The 23199-nt window shown below is 38.1% G+C and carries 17 protein-coding genes and 1 other RNA gene; 4 read left to right on the top strand and 14 right to left on the bottom strand.

The genetic code is table 11. The features are described 5' to 3' along the window. Window positions 1-30: 30 nt before the first annotated feature. Window positions 31-1479 (top strand): peptidoglycan-binding domain-containing protein, encoded by a 1449-nt coding sequence (locus tag IQ247_RS01740; protein WP_193916382.1) that lies wholly within the window; start codon window positions 31-33, stop codon window positions 1477-1479. Between the two features lie 744 nt (window positions 1480-2223). On the opposite strand, the gene IQ247_RS01735 is transcribed toward IQ247_RS01740, so the two are convergent. From IQ247_RS01735 to IQ247_RS01720, 4 genes are all read right to left on the bottom strand, one after another. Then, window positions 2224-2964, bottom strand: coding sequence for an amino acid ABC transporter ATP-binding protein (locus tag IQ247_RS01735; protein ID WP_193916379.1), 741 nt, complete (start codon window positions 2962-2964; stop codon window positions 2224-2226). Window positions 2965-3128: 164 nt separating this feature from the next. Next, on the bottom strand, window positions 3129-4253 hold the full coding sequence (locus IQ247_RS01730) for an amino acid ABC transporter permease (protein ID WP_193916376.1): 1125 nt from the start codon (window positions 4251-4253) through the stop codon (window positions 3129-3131). A 116-nt stretch (window positions 4254-4369) separates the two neighbouring features. Then, on the bottom strand, window positions 4370-5284 hold the full coding sequence (locus IQ247_RS01725) for an amino acid ABC transporter permease (RefSeq protein WP_228059393.1): 915 nt from the start codon (window positions 5282-5284) through the stop codon (window positions 4370-4372). A gap of 70 nt (window positions 5285-5354) precedes the next feature. Beyond that, window positions 5355-6389 carry an amino acid ABC transporter substrate-binding protein gene (locus IQ247_RS01720; protein ID WP_193916373.1) on the bottom strand — a complete coding sequence of 345 codons (1035 nt, stop codon included), beginning with the start codon at window positions 6387-6389 and terminating at the stop codon, window positions 5355-5357. A 441-nt stretch (window positions 6390-6830) separates the two neighbouring features. Between IQ247_RS01720 and IQ247_RS01715 the strand changes: the two genes are divergently transcribed. Continuing rightward, window positions 6831-8495, top strand: a complete 1665-nt coding sequence (locus IQ247_RS01715) for a metallophosphoesterase family protein (RefSeq protein WP_193916371.1) — start codon at window positions 6831-6833, stop codon at window positions 8493-8495. On the opposite strand, the gene IQ247_RS01710 is transcribed toward IQ247_RS01715, so the two are convergent. The 4 genes from IQ247_RS01710 to ssrA all read right to left on the bottom strand — a co-directional run bounded on the left by IQ247_RS01710 (window position 8467) and on the right by ssrA (window position 11289). After that, window positions 8467-9036 (bottom strand): DNA cytosine methyltransferase, encoded by a 570-nt coding sequence (locus IQ247_RS01710; RefSeq protein ID WP_322745377.1) that lies wholly within the window; start codon window positions 9034-9036, stop codon window positions 8467-8469. The two genes, IQ247_RS01715 and IQ247_RS01710, sit on opposite strands and share 29 nt — an antisense overlap. Window positions 9037-9191: 155 nt before the next feature. After that, on the bottom strand, window positions 9192-9740 hold the full coding sequence (locus tag IQ247_RS01705; protein WP_193916369.1) for a GNAT family N-acetyltransferase: 549 nt from the start codon (window positions 9738-9740) through the stop codon (window positions 9192-9194). 29 nt (window positions 9741-9769) lie between these two features. After that, the gene (locus tag IQ247_RS01700; RefSeq protein WP_193916367.1) at window positions 9770-10759 is read right to left on the bottom strand and encodes a hypothetical protein; all 990 of its coding nucleotides are present in this window, start codon (window positions 10757-10759) and stop codon (window positions 9770-9772) included. A 149-nt stretch (window positions 10760-10908) separates the two neighbouring features. Continuing rightward, window positions 10909-11289: a transfer-messenger RNA gene (gene ssrA, locus IQ247_RS01695) on the bottom strand. A gap of 392 nt (window positions 11290-11681) precedes the next feature. Here ssrA and IQ247_RS01690 point away from each other — a divergent pair. Further along, on the top strand, window positions 11682-13181 hold the full coding sequence (locus IQ247_RS01690; protein ID WP_193916365.1) for a family 10 glycosylhydrolase: 1500 nt from the start codon (window positions 11682-11684) through the stop codon (window positions 13179-13181). A 118-nt stretch (window positions 13182-13299) separates the two neighbouring features. Here IQ247_RS01690 and IQ247_RS01685 read toward each other — a convergent pair whose 3' ends face one another. The 6 genes from IQ247_RS01685 to IQ247_RS01660 form a co-directional block, all read right to left on the bottom strand. Beyond that, on the bottom strand, window positions 13300-13725 hold the full coding sequence (locus IQ247_RS01685) for a DUF2141 domain-containing protein (protein WP_322745376.1): 426 nt from the start codon (window positions 13723-13725) through the stop codon (window positions 13300-13302). 157 nt (window positions 13726-13882) lie between these two features. After that, the gene (locus IQ247_RS01680; RefSeq protein WP_193916361.1) at window positions 13883-14602 is read right to left on the bottom strand and encodes a Uma2 family endonuclease; all 720 of its coding nucleotides are present in this window, start codon (window positions 14600-14602) and stop codon (window positions 13883-13885) included. A 730-nt stretch (window positions 14603-15332) separates the two neighbouring features. Beyond that, entirely contained in the window at window positions 15333-16904 is a 1572-nt protein-coding gene (locus tag IQ247_RS01675) for an NAD(P)H-quinone oxidoreductase subunit 4 (protein ID WP_193916359.1), read from the bottom strand. Window positions 16905-17258: 354 nt separating this feature from the next. Next, window positions 17259-19346, bottom strand: a complete 2088-nt coding sequence (locus IQ247_RS01670) for an NAD(P)H-quinone oxidoreductase subunit 5 (protein WP_193916356.1) — start codon at window positions 19344-19346, stop codon at window positions 17259-17261. A gap of 814 nt (window positions 19347-20160) precedes the next feature. Continuing rightward, the gene (locus IQ247_RS01665; RefSeq protein WP_193916354.1) at window positions 20161-20544 is read right to left on the bottom strand and encodes a thioredoxin family protein; all 384 of its coding nucleotides are present in this window, start codon (window positions 20542-20544) and stop codon (window positions 20161-20163) included. A gap of 542 nt (window positions 20545-21086) precedes the next feature. Beyond that, window positions 21087-21764, bottom strand: coding sequence for an NnrU family protein (locus tag IQ247_RS01660; protein ID WP_265579654.1), 678 nt, complete (start codon window positions 21762-21764; stop codon window positions 21087-21089). Window positions 21765-22027: 263 nt separating this feature from the next. Between IQ247_RS01660 and IQ247_RS01655 the strand changes: the two genes are divergently transcribed. Next, window positions 22028-23038, top strand: a complete 1011-nt coding sequence (locus IQ247_RS01655) for a LysR family transcriptional regulator (protein WP_193916351.1) — start codon at window positions 22028-22030, stop codon at window positions 23036-23038. Window positions 23039-23199: the final 161 nt, after the last annotated feature.

Genomic DNA, 23199 nt, shown 5'->3' with positions numbered 1-23199 from the left:
TTCAAATTGTTAATGAATATTTGTAGAAAAATGTTTAAGAATAACAGGTTTACTCTACCTTTAATATCTCTTGTCACAGTATTGAGCATCGCTAACTCAAAAGAAGCTTTGGGTTTAGAAAGAGGAGATAATAATGCTCAAGTCAGAGATGTTCAGAGTTGTTTACAGAGATTGGGTTATTTCAATGGTCCAGTAAACGGTAACTTTGGTTCGATGACTGAAGCTGCGGTGAAAAAATTTCAGCAAGCTAGCGGAATATCTGCTATCGGAAAAGTTGGTCCGCAAACCCAAACTGCATTACAACGCAGGTGCGGTGGAAGTAGAAATGATCGGGTTTCTAATCCTAATAATTGTCAAAACGGACTGAAAAGCGGTTGTAGTGGTGCAGCAGTGACCAAATTACAGCAGGATTTAAGAAGTTTAGGGTTTTACAACGGTCCAATAACGGGTAGATTTCTGCAAATGACCACAGATGCAGTGATTCGATTTCAACGACAAAAAGGCATAAACCCCATTGGTGTTGTTGGACCTCAAACTAGTGAAGCAATACGTTTAGCGCTGAATACATCCCAAACTCCAACTACTTCCGGTCGTTTTTGCGATTACAACAGAGAGATTATTACCATCGGTTGTAGAAGTGATTGGGTAAGACAGTTGCAGCAGACACTAAAGGATTTAAATTATTTTAATGGAAATCCTACCGGCTATTTTGGGGAAACCACTAGAGACGCTGTAATTAGATTTCAACAAGACAATCGTCTCCAGGTGACTGGAAGCGTAGATTCAACCACTTGGGGTGCAATAAGTCGAGCTTCTAGACCGAATTTACCTCCAAGCATTATGGGATTAGGTTCTAGGGGTTCTCAAGTTACAACTTTACAACAAAACTTGAAGCAGTTAAATTATTTTTATGGTAATCCCACGGGCTTTTTTGATAACTCTACACAAGAAGCAGTAATCCGATTTCAACAAGATTATCGTCTTCCGGTAACTGGAACTGTAGATCAATCGACTTCTCAAGCAATATCTACAGTATTGAAAAGTCGAGGAGGAGGTTCGGATTTTGAACCGATTTATCCTGGAGACAATAATCAAAGAGTCACACAATTGCAAGAACGTTTGCTGGAATTAGGTTTATTAAGAGTTAATCCCACAGGTTATTTTGGTACTCAGACAAGAGAAGGTTTACTCGCATTTCAGCGATATCAAGGATTATCCGAAACTGGTTTTGTAGACGAACAAACTTGGGAAAGACTTGGATTTAAAAATAACAATGAAAAACGTTATGTAGTAGTTATACCTTTGCGAAATCAAGATATTTACAATCAAGTACTCCAGTACATACCCTCCGCTCAAATTGGTAAATCCAGACTGGGAGATTTTGTCAATGCTGGAGAGTACGAACAACGTATGGAAGCACAAAGACAATCCGATCTTCTGCGCGATCGCGGTTTTGATGCAAGAGTAGAATATTTTTAGCAAGCACAGAGATGGGGTTCGGAAGGGGACAATAGTTGACCAAAAAATTGGGATACAAGCCCCGTGCTAAAGCATCGGCTTTTCGACAATTTAGGATACAATTTGAATAGTCGCCATAGGGCATTGGGAGACTTTAAACGGACGTCGAGGAAGAGTAAGACTAATAAAGGTAGCATCATCCAGTGAAGCGTCAAGAATCACCGCACTTTAAGGGCGGTGAGTATGTCAAAGTGAGTATAAATTGCATAAACCCCAGGCAAAGTTCCTTTGGTGGAGTACTAGTAGTCTTTTTCATTTATTCTGACGGGTTCATTTATCTGCGAAACCATGTAGAGACGCGAAATTTCGCGTCTCTACAATCCCGCATAACTAATGAAATGAACTACTAGTAGTCCACCACATAAGTTATGAGGGGTAATCAATGTAATATTGTAGGTTGGGCTGTTCGCGCAAGCGTTGCGAAGCAAAACGTAGTGGAGCCTCGGCACCCGCGTTGGGTTGCGCTATGTCCTGTCGGACAGGCTTCGCCAACGCTTAACCCAACCTACGAAGAGGTATTTTAACTCCTCAAAATTAATGTGGCGGAGTACTAGTGCTTTGTCCCATTAATTTTGATGGGTTAAATATTTGTAGTGCATTGGCGTAGCCTCCGGGGCAGGCTACGCCAACGCACTACGAATTACGAATTACCCAGCAAATTTAATCAAATAGACTACTAGTGGTCTTTATTATCTCAAAATATTTTCAAATAATTTGGGATAAAAATTTACGGGTTCGTTCTTCAGTAGGATGGGAAAAAAAGTTATCAGGTGTAGCTGCTTCTACAAGGGTTCCCCCATCCATCAAAACTACGCGATCGGCAACTTCACGAGCGAATCCGACTTCATGAGTCACTACCACCATTGTCATACCTTCCCTAGCCAGGTTTCGCATGACATCGAGTACTTCTCGTACCATCTCCGGATCTAAAGCAGAAGTGGGTTCATCGAACAACATAATTTTAGGCTGCATTGCTAAAGCACGGGCGATCGCAACTCGTTGTTGTTGTCCTCCCGAAAGTTGTCCGGGATATTTCTGTGCTTGTTCGAGGATTCCCACTCGTTCCAAAAGTTGCATTGCTAATTCTTCGGCTTTGGGTTTGGGTAAGCGACGTACCCAAGTCGGTGCTAAGGTAATATTTTTGATGACGCTCAGATGAGGAAATAAATTGAATTGTTGAAAAACCATTCCCACTTCACGACGAATTGTTTCAATATTTTTTAAATCGTGACTGAGGGTAACACCATCAATTTCAATCTTTCCTTTGTGGTATTCTTCCAAAGCATTAAAAGTGCGAAGAAAAGTAGATTTACCCGAACCAGAAGGTCCCATTAACACAACAACTTCCCCACGATTTACAGTTAAACTCACACCTTGGAGAACGTGAAATTTACCATACCATTTATGAACATCTTCTGCAATTATTATCGGTTTTTCTTGTAACATAATATTTGAAAATTGGTAATTGGTAATTGGTAATGGGTAATGGGTAATGGGTAATGGGTAATTGGGAATGAGTAATTAAATCCGTGAAATCCATGCAATCCTTTTCAATCCGTGTTCAGGAATTGGGTATGGTATATTATGCAGACCTTTAACCTTTAACCTGATCAAAGCTGTTTTTCTAACTTCCGAGATGCTAGAGACATTGAATAACAAAATACCCAATAAATTAACCCGATAAATAAATAAACTTCTGCATAACGACCTAAAAATTGCGGTTGGGCTAATATAGAACGTGCAATTCCAGTGAGTTCGAGTAATCCGACTAAAGATAATAAAGAAGTATCTTTGAAAAGACCGATAAATAAACCAACAATTGCCGGGATAACTGCACGCAAGGCTTGCGGTAATACAATTAACAATAATATTAAAGCTGAATTTAATCCCAAAACTTTTGCTGCTTCAACTTGTCCTCGTGGTACTGATTGCAATCCTCCTCTAACATTTTCTGCCATATATGCTGCACTAAATAATATTAATCCCGCGACAGCCCGCAAAACTCGATCTAAACGAATTGGTAAAAATAATGGCAACATTACTTGAGCTAAAAACAAAATCCCAATTAATGGTAATCCCCTGATAATTTCAATATAAAGAATAGAAAACCACTTGACGATGGGTAAATTGCTAGTGCGTCCTAAAGCAAGTAAAACTCCAATAGGAAAAGATAATAAAATACTGATTGCTGCCATTAATAAAGTCAACAATAAACCATTCCAATCAGAACTAGATACCGAACGTAAACCTAGTCCACCACCAATTAGCCATAGAATAATTGGGAAAGATAATAACCATACAAAAGCTAACCAAGGTGCAATAAATTTAGTTAACTTTACTCCTAATAAGAAACTAATAAACGCTAAAATACCGATACCGAGCAGCCACAAACGAGAGTTTAAATCTACTGGAATAATTACCAATAAAACACCGAATAAAAACGCGGTAATTATTACTGTTAATTGGGGAAATTTTTGGCTAGCTGAGAATATACCTAATGTTAAAAAAGTCAGTGTAGAAGCAATTGCGGCTGAAATCCAAACTCGTTGATATAAAGATTGCGGATATCTCCCAACGAAAAATAAACGTAAATTAGCTTCAATTACCGTCCATTGTGCTTGCGTAATTATCCATCTAAGAAAATTCCATCCGCACAAGAATATAATTACTAAGCAAATTATTGTTAATAAACTGTTGTACCAAGTACTAAATAAATTTTTACGAAGCCAAAACATAAGTCAATTTTGGATTTTGGATTTTAGATTTTGGATTGAAATTTATCTCAGATTAACCCACCTTCGTTGGGTTTTGTTGGTGTAGCTGCGGTTTAAACCGCCCAATGCTCATGCTCTCATCTCTCTTTAATCTGCACGCTTCTATTAAACAAGTTCATAATCAAAGAAATAATTAAACTAAATGTGAGATAGGTAAGCATGATTAATATCATTACTTCTACCGCTTTCCCGGTTTGATTAAAAGTAGTTGAAGCAACAAAATAAATATCGGGATAACCAATCGCGATCGCTAAACTCGAATTTTTGGTTAAGTTTAAATACTGGCTTGTTAATGGTGGAATAATTACCCGCAAAGCTTGGGGAAATATTACCAATCTCATTATCAACACAGGTTTTAAACCTAATGAACGCGCAGCTTCCCATTGCCCTTTTGATACCGATTGAATTCCACCACGAACTATTTCGGCGATGAATGCACCAGTATAAAAAGTTAACCCGATTAATAATGCGGCTAATTCTGAAGAAAATCTTAATCCTAAAACTTCTAAACCATCTTGACTTAGATAAATCAATCCTCCCAGGGATATTCTATTATTTACATTGGGGAAACTTAAAAAAACAGCAGAATACCAAAATAATAATTGTAAAAGTAACGGTGTATTGCGAAATATTTCTACATAAACTAAGGCAATATTTCGTACTAACCAATTATCGGAAAGCCTTGCTATCCCAGCACTTATACCGACAATGGTGGTAAAAATAATTCCCGCGATAGCGACTCGCAATGTGTTTAGTAAACCTATCCACAAAGCACGACTATAACTGTCAGTCGGTTGATAATTAATCGGAGTTTCTCCAATATCAAAAGACGCTTCTTGTTGGAGAAAATCAAATCCAAATTGAATACCCAACTGTTGTAAATTACGAGTCACATTAATCCATAAAACCATTGCGATCGCGATTGCTAGAATTACAGCAATAACTTGTATCGCAATCTGCCAAAACCTCCTATCGCGCCAAAATGACATCATCAGTTATCAGTTACCAGTAATCAGTTATCAGTTATCAATCATTAATTGTTCTTTATTTCTTAATAATTCTTTACCGGAATGGTGGAGAATATAGTAAACCGCCTTTTGTCCAAGGTTGATTGCGATTATCGCGGGGTAAATTGAGTTTTGTTTTAGAACCGAGATTGCGATCGTAGATTTCTCCGTAGTTACCCACGTGTTTGATGATTCTGGCACCGAAATCTTTTGGTAAACCAATAGAGACAGCTAAATCTCCTTCTAATCCCAGTAAACGCCGAACTTCTGGGTCTTTACTACTAGTTTTTAATTGTTCTATATTCTCAGAGTTAATACCTAACTCTTCAGCTTTAATAATTGTATTTACTACCCATCTTACGGTATCGCCCCATTTTGCATCTCCGTCTGCTACTGCTGGAGCTAAGGGTTCTTGTGATAGAGCTTGTTCTAAAATGACGTGTTCTTCTGGTTTGGGTAAAGTGGTACGTCGAGAAATTAACTGCGATTTATCCGATGTCACCGCATCACAACGTCCTTGTTCATAAGTAGCGTAAGCAGTGTTAATATCTTCAAAAACTACGGGTTTGTAAGTAATTCCCCGCTTTCGCATTTGATCGGCTAAATTTTGCTCATTGGTGGTTCCGGTTTGGGTGCAGATTGCTTTACCATTAAGGTTTTCTAAGGATTTAATATTGCTGTTTTGACGTACCATCATTCCTTGACCATCGTAAAAAACCACAGGTGCAAAGTCCAGACCTACAGAAGTATCACGACTCATCGTCCAAGTTGTATTACGGCTAAGAATGTCTACCTCTCCGGTTTGAACTGCGGTAAATCTTTCCTTAGCGTTGAGATTGCGGAATTCTACAGCGTTGGGATTATCAAATAAAGCAGCTGCGATCGCACGGCACACATCCACATCAAGCCCGCTGTAATTACCGCTAGCATCAACAAAACTGAAACCGGGTAATTGTCCGCTAACCCCACAAATTAAGTTATTACGGCTTTTTACAGCATTTAAACGGCTGTTACTTTTTGTCGTTGGTTCCGCAACACAAGCGGACATCGTAAGCAACAGAGGTATTAGAAACAAAAGTTTAATACGCATTGATTATTTATATACGTCATATAAGCGAAATATTGCTTAGTAAACAATATCAGATAGTTTTGAAATCGGTAAATTCTTTATTTAACATGAATTCAACAGAGTAAAACCAACCATTAATAAGTCATGTTTTTTGCCTTAAATATCTGTAATCTTATATCTTGCACCTTCTCCTAGTGGAATATACAAGTTGATATTATTTCTCAATAAGTTAATCCTAGAAGATAGAAGATAAAAAATCATCAAATAGATAACAAAAATAATCAATTAGCTTCAAGTATTATCTTTATTTACTCCTGAAGAATAAAAAAATCAAAATCACAAATCATCTGGCGATAGATTTACAATAGGATGTCAGCGTTTATAATTATTTATTAGTAGAACAACTAAATTTTATAGTAATCTAATAAAGCTATTATTTTTCGGCTAATAATTAGTATTTTTATGAAAACGCCACAAATAAAACTTTTGACAGAACCGTTTCTACAATTCCCGACTGAAAATTCCATAAAAGTTGTCTGGTTTACGGAGTTTATGGGTGAAGCACATTCTGTAGCATATGGTAGTCAGTTGCTTGAAAGTGTCTTTACTAAGAATATTAGATTGATTCATTTAAGAGAAGACCAACAATCGCGAGTAGGAAATCAAACCGCAGACGGAGAAGTTTATCATAAACCTGTTTTGCGGGAAATATGGCGACATGAAGCTAATTTAACTGACCTAATTCCAGGTAAACGCATATCTTATCGAGTCACAAGTATTGCAGAGAATAACCAATTAATCAGTAGTAAGACTTATACTCTTGAACCAGCACCATTACCCGGTAAGCCATTAAAAATTTTATTGACTTCCGACCATCAAATCAAACCAATGGTAGCAGCAAACTTACAAAAAGTTAAAGAAACCTTTAAGCGAATTGATGCAGTTTTTTTTGCTGGTGATTTAGTTAATATACCAGACCGAGCTAGTGAATGGTTTGATGATAATCGTGGTAATGCTTTTTTTCCTTGTTTGCAAGGACGTGCTGAATATGTAATGGAATACGATGGTGTAGAAACTACTTATACTGGAGGACAAATTATTCAAAATGCTCCCATATTCCCTTGTATTGGAAATCATGAAGTGATGGGACGCTTTAAGACGGGAAAAAGCTTGGATGGAGAATTTAACGATACGATTCCTCGTAATATTGCACGAGAATTGTATGGAAAGGAATCATTAAAAGATAACTCTTTTAATACCGATACTTATGAACAAATTTTTAGTTTACCCCAAACAGAAACGGGGGAAAAAAGTTATTATGCAATCAGTTTTGGTGATGTGCGTCTAGTAGTTTTATATGTAACTAATATGTGGCGTTATCCTATCACAGAAAATAACCGTAGAGGTAAATATGCCGAACCAGCAAACGAATTTAAAAATCCCAAAAATTGGGGATATGGACAGCATATTTACGAACCAATTTTTCAAGGTAGCGCTCAATATAATTGGTTGGTTAATGAACTAAATAGCAGGGAATTCCAACAAGCTAAATACAAAATAGTGATGTTTCATCATCCACCCCACACTTTAGGAGATAATATCATACCTGCTTATACCGACCCAGTGCAGATAATCGAACGGGATAATAATGGTAATATTACTTCGATAAGTTATGAATATCCTAAAGAGCAGGATTATATTATCCGTGATTTAATACCCCTGTTAGAAGCAGCAGGAGTACAGTTAGTATTTTACGGACATTCTCATTTATGGAATCGCTTTGTTAGTCACAGTGGAATGCACTTTTTAGAAACATCAAATGTCGGTAATTCTTACGGTGCAGCATATGGAAATAGAAAGCGCAACAACGTACCCAATATTAATAACAATAATTATACAGAAATTGGCGACCCCTATGGTTTAGAGCCAATTGTACCCACAATCGCACCACTTTTAGACGAAAATGGTCAGCCATTACCTTATATTGCTAGCAATGAAATTACCGTCTTTAGCATTTTTGATACGGAACAAGGAACTATAAGTAGTTATCGTTTCGATACTCGTAAACCTGATTCGGAAGTTATTAAATTTGATGAGTTTAAATTGAAGGATGATGTAACTTTTTAATAGAATTATCTTTCGGAATCTTATTGAAATTAAATTTTTTACTTTTTGTTGCAAAAATTATAATTCTTTCTCTATTTTGCGGAAGCGAAAATTCTTTAGAATTTAGTACTTTATAGTCAACTAAATAACCTAAATTTTCCAAAGAATAAATAATTACATCTAAAGTTCTACCTTTATCGTGATGAAGTAAATGGTTTACATTTTCCAGAAGTACAACACTAGGCTGTTTAGCTTCTAGAATTTCGCAAATATGAAAAAATAGTGTACCTCGTGTATCTTCAAAACCCTGTCTTTTTCCACAGATACTAAATGGTTGACAGGGAAAACCTGCTGTTAAAACATCAAAATCTGGGATTTCTTTAATATTTATTTTTGTAATGTCACCTTTAGGCTTTTCTCCAAAATTATTAAAGTAAACTTCTTGACAAGCAGAATCTATTTCACAAGAATATACACATTGATATCCAGCTTGTTCAAAAGCTAGTCTAAAACCTCCAATTCCAGCAAAAAGGTCAATAAATGTATGTTTTTGTTTATTCACATCAAAATAATTATTCAACAGTCTTTTAATATAACAAAAATATGTCAATCTAATTGATTAATCTGACATCTATACAAATAGTACTTTATCTTAAATTAATCTTTAACCGACTAGCTTAAGCTGTCTTTTTTTTTATTTTTATGAAAAGAAAGTAGTTATAAATCTGATTGATTCAACCATTCATCTTTTATAATTTCAAATTCCAAGGTATCCCAATCGCGATTTTTAAAAAATTCATTTTTAGCTAACTTGCGCTTGAATTTCATTCCTACTTTCTCTAATACTTTTCTTGATGCGCTATTTTCAGCAATACAATGCGACCAAATACGGTATAATTTTAACTTCTCAAACCCAAACTTTAAAATAGTGCTTGCAGCTTCTGTAGCGTAACCTTTTCCCCAATAATTTGGTGAAATTTCATAACCAAGTTCAGCTTCACTAGATTTGAAATTGTGTTTGCGAATACCGCAGTTTCCGATTAGTTTATTCTCTGCTTTTAATATTAATGCTAGCTGAAATTTAATTCGTGGTAACTGTTTTTGTTGCTCTAAAAACATTTGAATAAAATCTTCTACATCTGCGCGATCGCGATTATAGGATTCATCAAATTGTAGATAGCGTGAATCGGATTGATAAGCTAAAATCGCCTGCCAATCTTCAACGATAAATTCCCTTAAAATAAGTCTTTCACTATTAATCAACATTTACTAATCAATCATATTATTTTTATCTCCTAATAAATACTATTTACATCAGCTACCGCTTGACAAAATTCGAGTAATTCTTGTTCTAAAAAATCTCTCTTTGCGTAGTTAGCCATGACGCTGACAAACTGTACATTTCCCAAAATATACCCGTTACGAGAATCTATTCTGTCCAAACTCGCTGTTTTGGGATGCAATACATTACTATCCCATTCACTAGTTGTCTGATGATTATCTAAATTCCATCCTGTATAAGGACATCTACCACCTTGTTTTTCCCAAAGCAATTTTAAATATTCTAGAGTAATATTACATTCACGTCCATTACTTTTTACTCTTCTTCTTGCAAGTCTATGATGTTGACGAAATGGAGAATATTCATCTCTTCTACTATTAATTAAATGATTAGTTAATATATTGGTCGAAAGTTTTAAAAATTTACAATCATCTATCGAATTATTACCCAAAATTTTATATTTATAAACGTCGTGACAGAATTTTATTAAATCTTTTTCGGTAAAAATATTTTTCGCAAAATTAGCAATTACAGCCACAAATTGGATATTTTCAGGAATGTAACCCAATGAAGAATCTATACGGTCTACACTCGCTCTATCTATTGTTAAAATTGTATTTTGATAATCAGTAGTGCTGGGTAATAAAACTAAATTCCAGCCAGTGTAAGGGCAAATTCCTTGTTGCTTTTCCCACAATTGTTTTAAATCCGCTAATGTGACAGAACATTCATGCTTTCTATGTTTTGCCGATTTTTTCATCACCTTCAGATGATTTCGGAAAGGTGAATATTCATCTCTTCTTATTATGTTCCTTAAATAAGATGTATCTTTATTTGCTTTATCTCCAAAATTTGTTAACCCTTTAAACTTTCCAAAGCATGATTTGGAACAGAAATGAAGTCTTCCTAATCTTTCACTTCTCTTAAATTCTGCTATTCGTTTGTTAAATTTTTTTTGACAACTTGGATTATGACAAGTCACAACTATTATTGATGCAGCCATTATTCTTAGTTTTTTAGTTTTTTAAATATGAAACTTTTTTTAAACTGAAAGAAGCAGTGATTTGTAGTAAATCTAAATTCTCATAAAAAAACACATTTATCAAGATATAAATTTGCTTGATAAATGTGCTTCTAATACATTAATAAATTTTATGGAGCTTATGGGAATTGAACCCATGTCCGAAATGGGTATTCACCCCCGCATCGTTCACAGGTTTAGCCTCGTTTACCCTTAAGGCAGGGACCGTTCATTATCCCGAACGGTGGGATGCTTTGGTAAAGTCTTTTCTAACAAGTCCACCAAAGGGAACTTATTAGAGCATCCGTTGGGGGTTGCTCTCTAATCCTTAACGGAGTCAAACTAGAGAGAAGCGCACGAAAAAAGTTTAAGCAGCTACTGCTTGACGCTTGAATGCTACAATGTTGTTTGCATTTATTATTTGTTTTGAGCCTTGATTTACGAGATTTGACTCTCTCTCGACCTGAATCAACGAGCAGCTTTCACCACCCCGTCGAAACCATTAAAGCCCCATGTGCTTCATACTTTATTATAGTGCGGATTTTGCAAATGTGCCACTAAACTGAAATTATGAGCTTGTGAAAGGTTTATTTCTTACAAAAAAGGCAGAGGGCAGAAGGTAATTACATTCGGGCTGATAGACACAAAATTTCAAGTGTTATAACTACCTGTAAATTATACGCAACTATTTATAGGTAACAAAAATAATAAGTAATTAGTTGATTTTACTCAATTGACGTTTGGGGAAAAATCGCTTAATTATATAGAGCAACACAAATAGAAAACTAGAAGTCTATCAAAATTTCAGCTTCAAAGCTCCTATCACGAAATTATGTAATAAAATACACGTTACCTAATAGAAGTGTATTGGGGTTAGTTACTTTTTTTCATTTTATTAGTAAGTATGTCTAAACGTGCCTTGAATGTTGCAAAGCCAAAGTTAATTTTACAACATTTGTTAGCAGTAATTTTCACTACCAGTTTGCTTGTTCCTAATTTAAAAAGTCAACCAGCAAGCGCACAAGTAACCAGATATTGCCATATATCATCCAGCGCAGCCGAAGAAAAAGAGCAATTGCGGTTGTTAGCCCAAAAAGGCGATCGCGATGCAGAAAGACGCTATCAAGAGTTGGTGAGAGAACACTCGCGAGCAGTACAGGACTGTCGGAGACGCACGTGGCCCCAAGTTCAAGCAATTTGGCTGCGCTTGTATCCCTGCGACGTTCAAGGGGGTTCGCTGCAAAAAATCATGGATAAGGTTGTCAATCAAGGCTACAACCAAGTTTATATAGAAACTTTTTTTGATGGGCAAGTACTGTTACCAGCAAGTACAAATAATACAGCATGGCCCTCTGTGATTCGGACTCCAGGTCAAGAAAACACCGATTTATTGGCGCAAGCCATCCAAAAAGGGCGCGAACGGGGATTAAAAGTATACGCTTGGATGTTCACTACTAACTTCGGCTATACCTACGCTAAACGTCAAGATCGAGAAGATGCGATCGCCCGCAATGGTAAAGGTCAAACTAGCTTATATGTAGTAGATAACGGTTCTCAAGTATTTGTTGATCCTTATAATTTACAAGCAAAACGGGACTATTATCAAATGATGATGGAAGTAATGCGTCGTCGTCCGGATGGAGTACTATTTGACTATGTGCGCTATCCTCGTCAAGCTGGTAAAGATTCCATCGCCAGCAGAGTTACAGATTTATGGTTATATAGTAAATCGACTCAACAAGCATTATTCCAACGAGCGCTAAATAATAAAGGTTTGCAGATGATTCGGTTATTCTTGAGCAAAGGTTATGTCACATCAACGGATATAGCTCAACTAGATCAACAGTATCCCGAAGAAATAGAACCCTTATGGCAAGGACGTAATCCAACCATACAGCAAAAGGCGATCGTTCCCCCCCAAGAAAGACAACCTCTAGTGCAATCAGAATTGTGGCAACTTTCCGTTGCTCATGCGATGCAGGGTATTGTAGATTTTTTAGCATTAGCAGCTTACCCAGTTCAGCAACAAGGAGTTCCCGCAGGAGTAGTATTTTTCCCTGGTGGAAACCAAACAGTAGGAAAAGGTTATGATTCGCGCTTACAACCTTGGGATAGATTTCCTACTTCTTTACAATGGCATCCGATGGTTTACGGTAAATGTGATAGTACCAACTGCATTATTTCCGAACTCAAGCAAGTATTAAATACGGCAAAACCTGGAACCCAGATAATTCCAGCCTTAGCTGGAGCTTGGGGTAAATCTATGAGCAATCGTCCACCTTTAGAAGAGCAAATGCAAGATTTGAGTCAGTACAAATCAAATATCAAAGGAGTTAGCCATTTTGCTTATTCTTGGCAACATCCCGAAGATGATAATAACCGAAAATTCTGTCGGATACGTTAGGTAAACATAACATACAACGAAACTAATCCCACAATTAAAAGTCGGGTTTTTAAGAAGTTAAATATCTTTAGACAAAACAATCATCCTAAAAACCCGACTTCTCATACAAAAAATTTTATTAACCGCCAAAAAAGTAGTTTAAGTTGATTTCAATATTAGTACTCGAACCAACTACGAAAACTGCTGAATCCCCAAACTTCGGAGGCCCTGTAAGAATTCGAGGATTTCGAGAAAATCCGAAACCTTCTTTAGGTATACCCAAAGAATTTGTATTCAGTTTACCATCACCATTGCTATCGTGAAACATTGCTATAGCATAGGTACCAGATTTTAAAGAAGGAATATTCAGTTGAACAGAATTATTTTCAAGTTTGACGCATTTTGCTTTTAAAGCATTTTTATCATTGTTAGGAAAACCGCGACTGCTAGAAAAAAGGCTAAAACAAACTTGTCCTTTTTGATTTTTTAGACCCTTAACTGTAACACCAAGATTACTATTGGCAGTACCCTCAGCACTAGGTAAAAATGCTAAATTGCTGAACACAGTTAAAAGTAAGATACCGACGTGAAACTTATTCTTCAGTAAAATCATAGAGATAAAAAAACAACAAACTCTCAAAGCATAAAGCAAAAAAATTTACTCTATAAATTTATTACTACACAATGTTACGATTTAATCAGTGAATTTTACAATGTAGTTGTTATTGCAAACTATCTGGGTTTACACCCAAGGCTTTTAAACGTTCCGCAAGCATTTGTACTCGATTTTCTGCCGTTTGACGACGTTCTTCCTCTAACTTGGCACGTTCTTCGGCTTCAATAATCCTTTCTTCGGGCGTAAAAAACCTTTTTCCTGACTCATTGTACCAATACAACCATTCCCGCGTTATACCTTGATAAGTACCTCTTTCGCACCCAATTCCCAAACCAATTTCTGTTAGCCAAACAGGATTTCCTGAGTGTAAAACGTACTCACCATTGACCAATTTATACACTTCTAAAGGTGCTTTGCGCCGACGTTGGGGATTGTATACTACATAATATAAAATTTCTAATTGAGCATAAAATTCTTTTTTGCTAGTATATTCCCCTCGATAAGTTTGGGAAACAACTTCTAAAACCATAATTGGCAGCTTGTTTTCTTCCCAAAGTACGTAACTCAAGCGTAGAGTTTCATCAATAAAACGTTCAACACCCAAACTGAGAAATCCATCAGGGACAATAGCTGGTTTATTTGGATCGTAATAAATTCCCATGTCCACACCAAAAAACCAATCCCGACGTTCAGCCCAGATTAAAGCTAGTATTGCTTTAAGCAAACCCGGAATTAAATCTTGCAGTTCATTATCCACAGGTGTTTCGTCAGAGTCTGGTAATTCCTCGGAAGAAGGTAAGCAGTGTAACGGGTTGTAGTTTAGCATGAGAGGTTTACCACAATTGATACGATTCTATAGATATTTTAGTTAACCATCGCAAAGACATAGAAATTGCCCGCAGGTTAGAAACCTGGGGCTATAAATATTTTTATATTTTTATCAATTGTCGGGTGTGTGACGCTTCCACAAATTCACTAACCAATTAAAAAACTTGTAGCGTCACGCACCAATGATTTTTCCGATTATCAAAAATCAAAATTCCCAATTTCTACGACGGAAGATTAACCTTATATTTAAAGTTCCCAAATCAACTAACTAATCAACATTTTTCAAAAGCAGAAATTTAAAAGTTAAATAAAGAAATCAAGTCCACTGAAGTAGTAACTAAAAATTAAAGTATCAAAAAATACTGATTTTCTGGTGGCTATAAAAATTAAATGTTGGGCTATGTCCTATCGGACACGCTGCGCTAACGTTCCTCAACCCAACCTACTAACTATTTTCTCTGTGTTTCTTTCCTCTGCGTTCTCTGCGCCTCTGCGGTTATTTAAAATTGGTGCGTGACGAACAAAAATTATCAGAGCGTCACACACCCGTTGCAAAAAATATGTATTATATTAGCCCGCGCAGACGGATTTTATTTGTATAACCTCTGCGCCCCTTTGCGTTTTCCTTAGCGCTCCTTTGCGTTAAAAAATATATTCCAAATCCCACAAAAAAAGGACAGGTTGAAAACCCATCCCGTTGATCAAATAAAAATTACCATTACATTAAACTAACTACCAATTTCCGGCGCACTCATCGAAACAGCAGGCACTTTCTGCTGAGCCAAACTCGGTACAGAGCCACGCAATCTTTCTGTTAACTGAATTGTTGTCGCATCGTAAACCTGAGTCAAAATCTTCGGATACAAACCAATTCCGATAATTGGAATCAACAAACAAGCAACAATAAATATCTCGCGGGGTTCAGCATCGATTAATTTTTGAGTAGAAATCAACTCTTGGTTTTCTTCACCGTAGAAAATCTCCCGCAACATTGATAGGAGATAAATCGGAGTCAAAATTACACCAACTGCCATTAAAAACACCACAAAAATCTTAAAGATGTTACTATAAGCATCGCTGGTGGCAAAACCGACAAATATCATCAACTCCGCCACAAAACCGCTCATTCCTGGTAATGCTAAGGAAGCCATCGAACAAGTGGTAAACATAGCAAAGATTTTACCCATTTTTTGACCAACACCGCCCATTTCATCGAGCATCAAAGTATGGGTTCGATCGTAAGTCGCACCAACAAGGAAGAACAAACTTGCTCCAATCAATCCGTGGGAAACCATTTGCAGTACTGCTCCACTCAAACCTAAATCGGTAAAGCTAGCAATACCAATCAGTACAAACCCCATGTGAGAAATTGAAGAATAAGCGATTTTCCGCTTCAAATTACGTTGTGCGAAGGATGTCAAGGCGGCGTAAATAATATTTACAACCCCCAAAATGATTAACGCTGGCGCAAAATATGCGTGTGCATTGGGAAGCATTTGAGCATTCATCCGCACCAACGCATAACCGCCCATTTTTAACAAAATCCCGGCTAGTAACATATGTACAGGGGCTGTAGCTTCCCCGTGAGCATCCGGTAGCCAGGTATGCAGGGGAATAATCGGTAATTTGACAGCATAAGCTATCAAGAAAGCTGCATACAGCGCTAATTCTAAATTGATGGGGAAATTCTTAGCGCCCAACGTTGCCATATCAAAAGTAACGTTATCGCCGTAAAATGCCATTGTCAGGGATGCAAGCAGAATAAATAATGAACCACCTGCGGTGTACAAAATAAATTTGGTGGCTGCATATTGTCGCTTCTTACCTCCCCAAATTGCTAGCAGTAGGTAAACCGGAATCAATTCGAGTTCCCACACTAGGAAGAATAAAAGCATATCTTGAACTGCAAATACGGCAATTTGTCCACCGTACATTGCTAGTATCAAAAAGTAGAATAACTTGGGTTTAAAGGTGACGGGCCAAGCTGCTAGAATCGCTAGCGTAGTAATGAATCCGGTCAAAATAATCAGGGGCATGGATAAACCATCTGCCCCTACCGACCATTTTAAATCTAATTGAGGAACCCAGGCATAACTTTCAACTAATTGTAGATTGGGATTAGAGAAGTCGTACTGAGTGTAAAAAGCAGTAACAATCAAGGCAAAATCGATCAACCCGACTATCAGGGCAAACCAACGTACTGTTTTACCGTCCTTATCGGGGATGATGGGAACTAACAGCGATGCTGCTACGGGCAACAAAATAATCGTTGTTAGCCAAGGGAAATTAGCTGTATTCATCGAATTAGTTAGGAAGGAATAATAAATTTTGGCTATCAACTACTACTAGCTATTAAGTAGCAGTTTTTTTTTGATTTGGCGGTAATGTTTTGCTTGATTTAACAAAACGTGAGTTGGATAAAGCGAAACCAACCATTAAGAAGTCGGGTTTTTTAACTTAAATATTACTAAGACAACAAAAACATCACGAAAACCCGACTTCTCACCCAAAGTGAAAGGTAATTGATCTGCTAGCGTCGAATTGACGTTAACAAAAATTCCAAAAAGATGAAGGCAGAGAAACTAACTTATCTGCCTTCATCCCCATTACTCTAATTCTTCACAAGTAGAAACCTAACATATGACATTTCCATATCAGGTAACACCAAAGACAATTACCAAGGCTAAAACAGCCCCAAAGATAATCAAGGCATAGAATTGTGCGCGTCCGTTTTCTAGGTACTTCAAACCTTCACCGCTGACAAGGGTGAAAAGTCCTGTAAGGTTAACAGCACCATCGACAACCCGGAAGTCAACTTCCAAGACTTGTCTGGCTATTCTACGCAAGCCCAGAACAAATACGCGATGGTAAAAATCGTCAAAGTACCACTTGTTAAGAGATAGCTTGTAAAGTGCGGGGTATTTGGCTGCAATGGCTGCTGGGTCGATTTTTTGGACTCGATACATTAACACAGCCAAAATAATTCCCACAACGGCGATCGCCACGGAAAGACCAGCCATAGTATAAAATTCTGTGGGGTCAAATTCTGCGGCTTTTTCGATCACTTCTGCTAAGGTTTCGCTGGGTGGATAGATAAACTCCTCAAAATAGTTAGCATAAGGAGTTCCAAGCAAACCAATTAGCATCGAAGGAATCGCCAAAACCATCAACGGTAAGGTCATTGTCCAGGGAGACTCATGGGGTGTATCGCTGTGTCCATGATCGTGAGAATGGTCGTCGTGGGTAGAAGATTCCAATTCTCCCTGCTTCATTGCTCCAGGACCAAAATTAGGAGCGGCTTCTGATTCTACGAAAATTGTCGCTGCCGAGTTCTTCAACTGCTGCAAAATGTTCTCATCTTTACCCTTGAATTTGCCTTCAAATGTCATGAAATACATTCTAAACATATAAAAAGCGGTAATTCCGGCAGTTAACCAACCTACAAACCATAAAAATGGGTTAACAGCAAAAGCAGAACCGAGAATTTCATCCTTTGACCAAAAACCGGCGAAAGGTGGAATACCCGAAATTGCCAAACAACCAATCAAAAAGGTAGTTGCTGTCACTGGCATATATTTCCGCAATCCGCCCATGGCTCGCATATCTTGCGCCACACTGGGATCATGACCGACAACTCCTTCCATGCCGTGAATTACCGAACCCGAACCGAGGAACAGCATCGCTTTAAAGTAAGCGTGGGTCATTAAATGGAAGAAACCCGCAGTGTAAGCGCCTACTCCCATCGCCATTACCATATAACCAAGTTGGGAAATCGTGGAGTAAGCTAAACCTTTCTTAATGTCATTTTGGGTGATGGCAATTGTTGCCCCCATAAAGGCGGTAAATGCGCCAACATAAGCAATGACACTCATTGCTGCTGGGACGTGTTCAAATACCGGGTACATCCGAGCAATCAGAAAAACACCCGCTGCTACCATTGTTGCCGCGTGAATCAAGGCAGAAATCGGGGTAGGACCTTCCATTGCATCCGGAAGCCAAACGTGCAGCGGAAATTGAGCTGACTTCGCTACTGGACCGAGGAAAACCAAAATCGCGAATACAACGGCGAGGACGTTACTCAAAGCCCCAGTTTGTACAAGTTCGGCAAGGCGATCGCCCATAATCTCGAACTCGAAGCTTCCCGTCGCCCAAAATAGCCCTAATATACCCAACAACAGACCAAAGTCACCAACGCGGTTGGTCACAAACGCTTTTTGGGCTGCATCTGCTGCTGACTTGCGATCGTACCAGAAGCCAACCAGCAAGTAGGAACACATCCCCACCAGTTCCCAAAATATATAAATTTGTACCAGGTTCGGACTAACTACCAAACCGAGCATTGAGGAGCCGAATAAACTCAAATAGGCGTAAAACCTAACGTAACCGGGGTCATGAGCCATGTAGCCATCGGTATACACCATAACTAACAAAGCTACACTGGTGACAATCGTCAGCATTACTGCTGTCAGGTGGTCAACAGTAAAACCCATAGTCAAGTGAAAGCTACCTGCTGCTGCCCATTCTAGGGTGCGCGTATAAGTCGCGTGTCCTTGAATTTGACTCCATAACAAACTAAACGACAGCCCCATTGCCGCTGCCATTAAAGAGATAATTAAGGCGGCATTTAGCTGTCGTAGGCGATTAGTCGCCTGATTAAACGAAATTAAGCCCAAGCCGACCAGCATCGCTCCTAAAAGCGGTAAAACTGGAATCAGCCAAGCATATTGATAGATTACTTCCATCGAGTCATGCCTACTTTTAGAATTCTCCACTAACTTAGAACATTGCTACGAATTAGAAAAGAAATCGTTGCGACAGAGCATAAGTCTTTGTCCAAGTCAATTATCTATCCGCGCCGCAATTGTTCTGGTCGGAACTGTTAATAATTGTGACACACACAATTTAAGATAAAATACCCCACCCGGTAGTATTTGGGTGAGGTAATTCCAAATTATTTGATTTTTATTGCTAATTTTCGCCAATAATTTCACTTTTGCCCTTGACCTTGCAATAGAATGCAGCACTTTTACAACAGTCGAGGTCAGCTTGTATAATGTAATCTTTAATAAAATTTTTACCTTTTCTTAAACCTCTATTGCAACAAGCATAAGTTTTAGGGAGTCATCATGGGTTTTTATCCCAATTCGCCGGGGAATGTAATTCTTCGTCTAATAGTGAAAGTCCGGCTAATTAGCACTAAAATACAAGCCGTCAAATTTAATTAAATGAACTACTAGTAGTTCACCACATAAGTTATGAGGGGCTAAGATGCCTCTTGGTAGGTTGGGTTAAGCGGAGCGCAACCCAACATCAGCGTTGGGCTTCACTCCGTTCAGCCCAACCTACAATATTACATTAATTACCCATCAAAATTAATGTGGTGGACTACTAGTACTTGACCACATAAGTTTTGAGGGGTCGAGCAACGAGGGAGTTGCCGCTCGCTGGTGGTTTCGAGCCAGCGGGAGCTATGTCAAAGGCGGACACGCTACTTGTTGACCGTACTACGAATTTCTTGCCGCTCATAATTAATGTGGTCAAGTATTAGTTATCTAATTATAAAGTAGTAGCTTTTAACCTCCGTTCGGTAGAATTGTAAGTTCGCGGTAAATTTGTATAACTATCTTTAATTTCAGACAAAGCCGCAAAAAAGTCTTCTCTACCTCTAAAACCTTCCAAACGCTTTCGTACAATGCCGTTTTGAATTAATAACAAAGTTGGAAGTGTTTTTAATCGATAGGTAGTAGACAGTTTAAAATTGTCATCAGCATTAACTTCAACTAACTTAATTTCTTCGCCACATTGAGATTTAAATTGCAATAATAAAGGCTTTATGATGTGGCACAGACCACACCAAGGTGCTTCAAAATTGACTAAAACTGGAACTTGAGATTCTAAAACTTCTTTTGTAAATGTCCGTTCACTAACCGACAACACCATGACGCCTCTCGAACTTAATGGTTTTCATCTTATCTTCGATCAAACTAGCCATAATCACACCCGCCGTTTCTTGTCAGCAGTTATTTCCATCACTTTCTTAGAGATATCCTAAAGGAATATTACTTCCCTCCAGGTCACATCTATTTTTTTTATCCTCCGGGTGCGTCACTTTTTTCAATGTCGGGGTGATAACCCACTCTATAAAGCCTTGGAAGCCTTGTTCACGCAGTTGCTGACATTGCATTTGTTATCTAGTTCTGACAAAAAAAGTTACAGATGGCTGTTTTATTTTTTAATTTCGATCAAAACTGTCGTCATCCAATATAACCTTCCCAGGGCAAAAGGGGGCGTTAACTTGGTTAGACAGATGGTCAAATACAGTAGCTATTACTATTTAATCTCCACTTTGCCAAAAAAACACCCTACAACAAGATAGTTGTTTGAATTTATCCTACATGGAATTGGTCCTAAAGGATCGGCGGTAAAACTGAATATCTTTGCGCCCCAATGCTTTTGGTGTATGTCTTTGAACAAATCATAGCTCACCATTGTACCCTACTAGTTAAGCTGAATAGAAAGGGGTGAGACCACCAAAATAAAAGCACAAATACTGCAACTCCAATATAGGCAGGACGAAGAAATTCTCCTATTTTAAGAGATTGACGACCATCGAAAATTGCCGCAAAAGGAATCACGCTAGTGCGTTGCTTAGCTTTTTCAAAAGCTTCACCGTAACGGGAATGCAAACGGCGATCGCCATGCCAAACAGCAAACAAATGGTGTAATACTAAGCCGATAGAAGTGAATAGTGTAAAAGTAGTACCGATCCACAAAGTATGAGCAACACACCAAATTACTTGTCCTACCATTTGGGGATGGCGGGTAATACGAATAATTCCGGTTTCATAAAGGTGAACTTGAGGCTTGGAGATAGCAGCAACTTCCAGTAGATTAAATGTGGCAGGATATAAAAATAAAAAAGAAATTGCCGATAATACCCAAACAAGTGTCTGTATTCCAGGTACATTTTGTACCTGCCACAGTTGCAAGCCATCATAACGATGGTTAAAAAAGTAAATAATTAATATTACAGCTAAAACCAAGCTGACAAGTGCAAATAAAACTCGGTAAAGCCTTGCTCCAATCCGTTTTTCTGCTTTTTCGCGCAAGGCTGCTCCTCCACTGTGAACAATCGCAAAAGTCAATAATAGTCCCAGCATGACAAAATGAGTGGAGGTAAACCAACTCGATACAGGCACAATAGTATACATAGTTCAAGAAAGAATACAGCAAATTAAATTCAGTACAACCAATACCACAAAGTTCTGCGGAGGAGGATTTTGGTCAAGATGTTGTGCTACTGTCTTTTCGGGTAATGCCTAAGTAATTTAATACGCATTTTCATATTTATGCCTAGTAAAAAAAGCAATGAAAGCCCGAATGTTGCCAAAACTGCTCCTTTCAATTTCGTGGGTTGAGCCTTATGTCTGACCTTCCTTTTACTTTAGATCAGTTACGCATACTCAAAGCAATTGCCGCAGAAGGGAGTTTCAAGCGTGCTGCTGACAGCCTCTATGTCTCCCAACCGGCGGTAAGTTTGCAAGTGCAAAACTTAGAAAGACAACTGGATGTTCCTTTATTCGACCGTGGAGGTCGTCGGGCGCAGTTGACTGAAGCGGGACACTTACTTTTGAGTTACGGAGAAAAAATTCTCAGTCTGTGTCAAGAAACTTGTCGCGCTATCGATGATTTGCAAAATCTCCAAGGTGGTACTTTAATTGTCGGTGCTTCTCAAACCACGGGGACTTATCTTTTACCTCGGATGATTGGGATGTTCCGACAAAAATATCCAGATGTGGCGGTGCAATTACACGTTCACTCTACTCGTCGCACTGCTTGGAGCGTAGTTAACGGACAAGTTGATTTGGCAATTATCGGCGGCGAGATTCCTGGAGAATTAACGGATTCATTGGAAAAAATTCCTTATGCTGAGGATGAGTTGGCATTAATTTTACCCGTATCTCATCCATTTGCAAAACTGGAAACCATCCAAAAAGAAGACCTATACAAATTGCAATTCATTGCCTTAGATTCCCAATCTACTATCCGTAAAGTCATAGACCAAGTACTCACACGTCACGACATCGACACGCGGCGCTTGAAAATTGAAATGGAACTTAATTCTATTGAAGCAATTAAAAATGCCGTACAATCCTCCCTGGGTGCCGCATTTGTCTCAACTAGCGCCATTGCTAAAGAGTTACAGATGGGAATGCTTCATTTTACCCCGATTAATAGTGTGGTGGTTAAGCGGACGTTGTGGTTGATTTTTAATCCCAATCGCTACAAGTCGAAAGCTGCTGAAGCTTTTAGTAAAGAAATACTGCCTCAGTTTGCCGCACCTGGGTGGCATATAGATATGTTAAAATCATCACATACTTCCATTCCTGTGAATGGTTTAGAAGTACAGGCATCCAACTTTAACGAAACCTAAAGTTATGTCACTAGTCTTTTGTCATAGTTATTACTGGAAAAAGTTTCCGCCTCTATTACTAAGACAAAAATAATTACACTAAAGTAGACGATTAACTCTTGTTAAGTAAAGAAAATCATGTGTAAATATTTCTGTCGGATTACTTAAATAGGACTTCACTG

This window comes from Plectonema cf. radiosum LEGE 06105, from assembly GCF_015207665.1.
GTDB classification, from domain to species: Bacteria; Cyanobacteriota; Cyanobacteriia; order Cyanobacteriales; family Nostocaceae; genus Rivularia; species Rivularia radiosa_A.
Note: the sequence above shows the minus strand (reverse complement) of the source record. Positions and strands in the feature narration are given on the sequence as shown.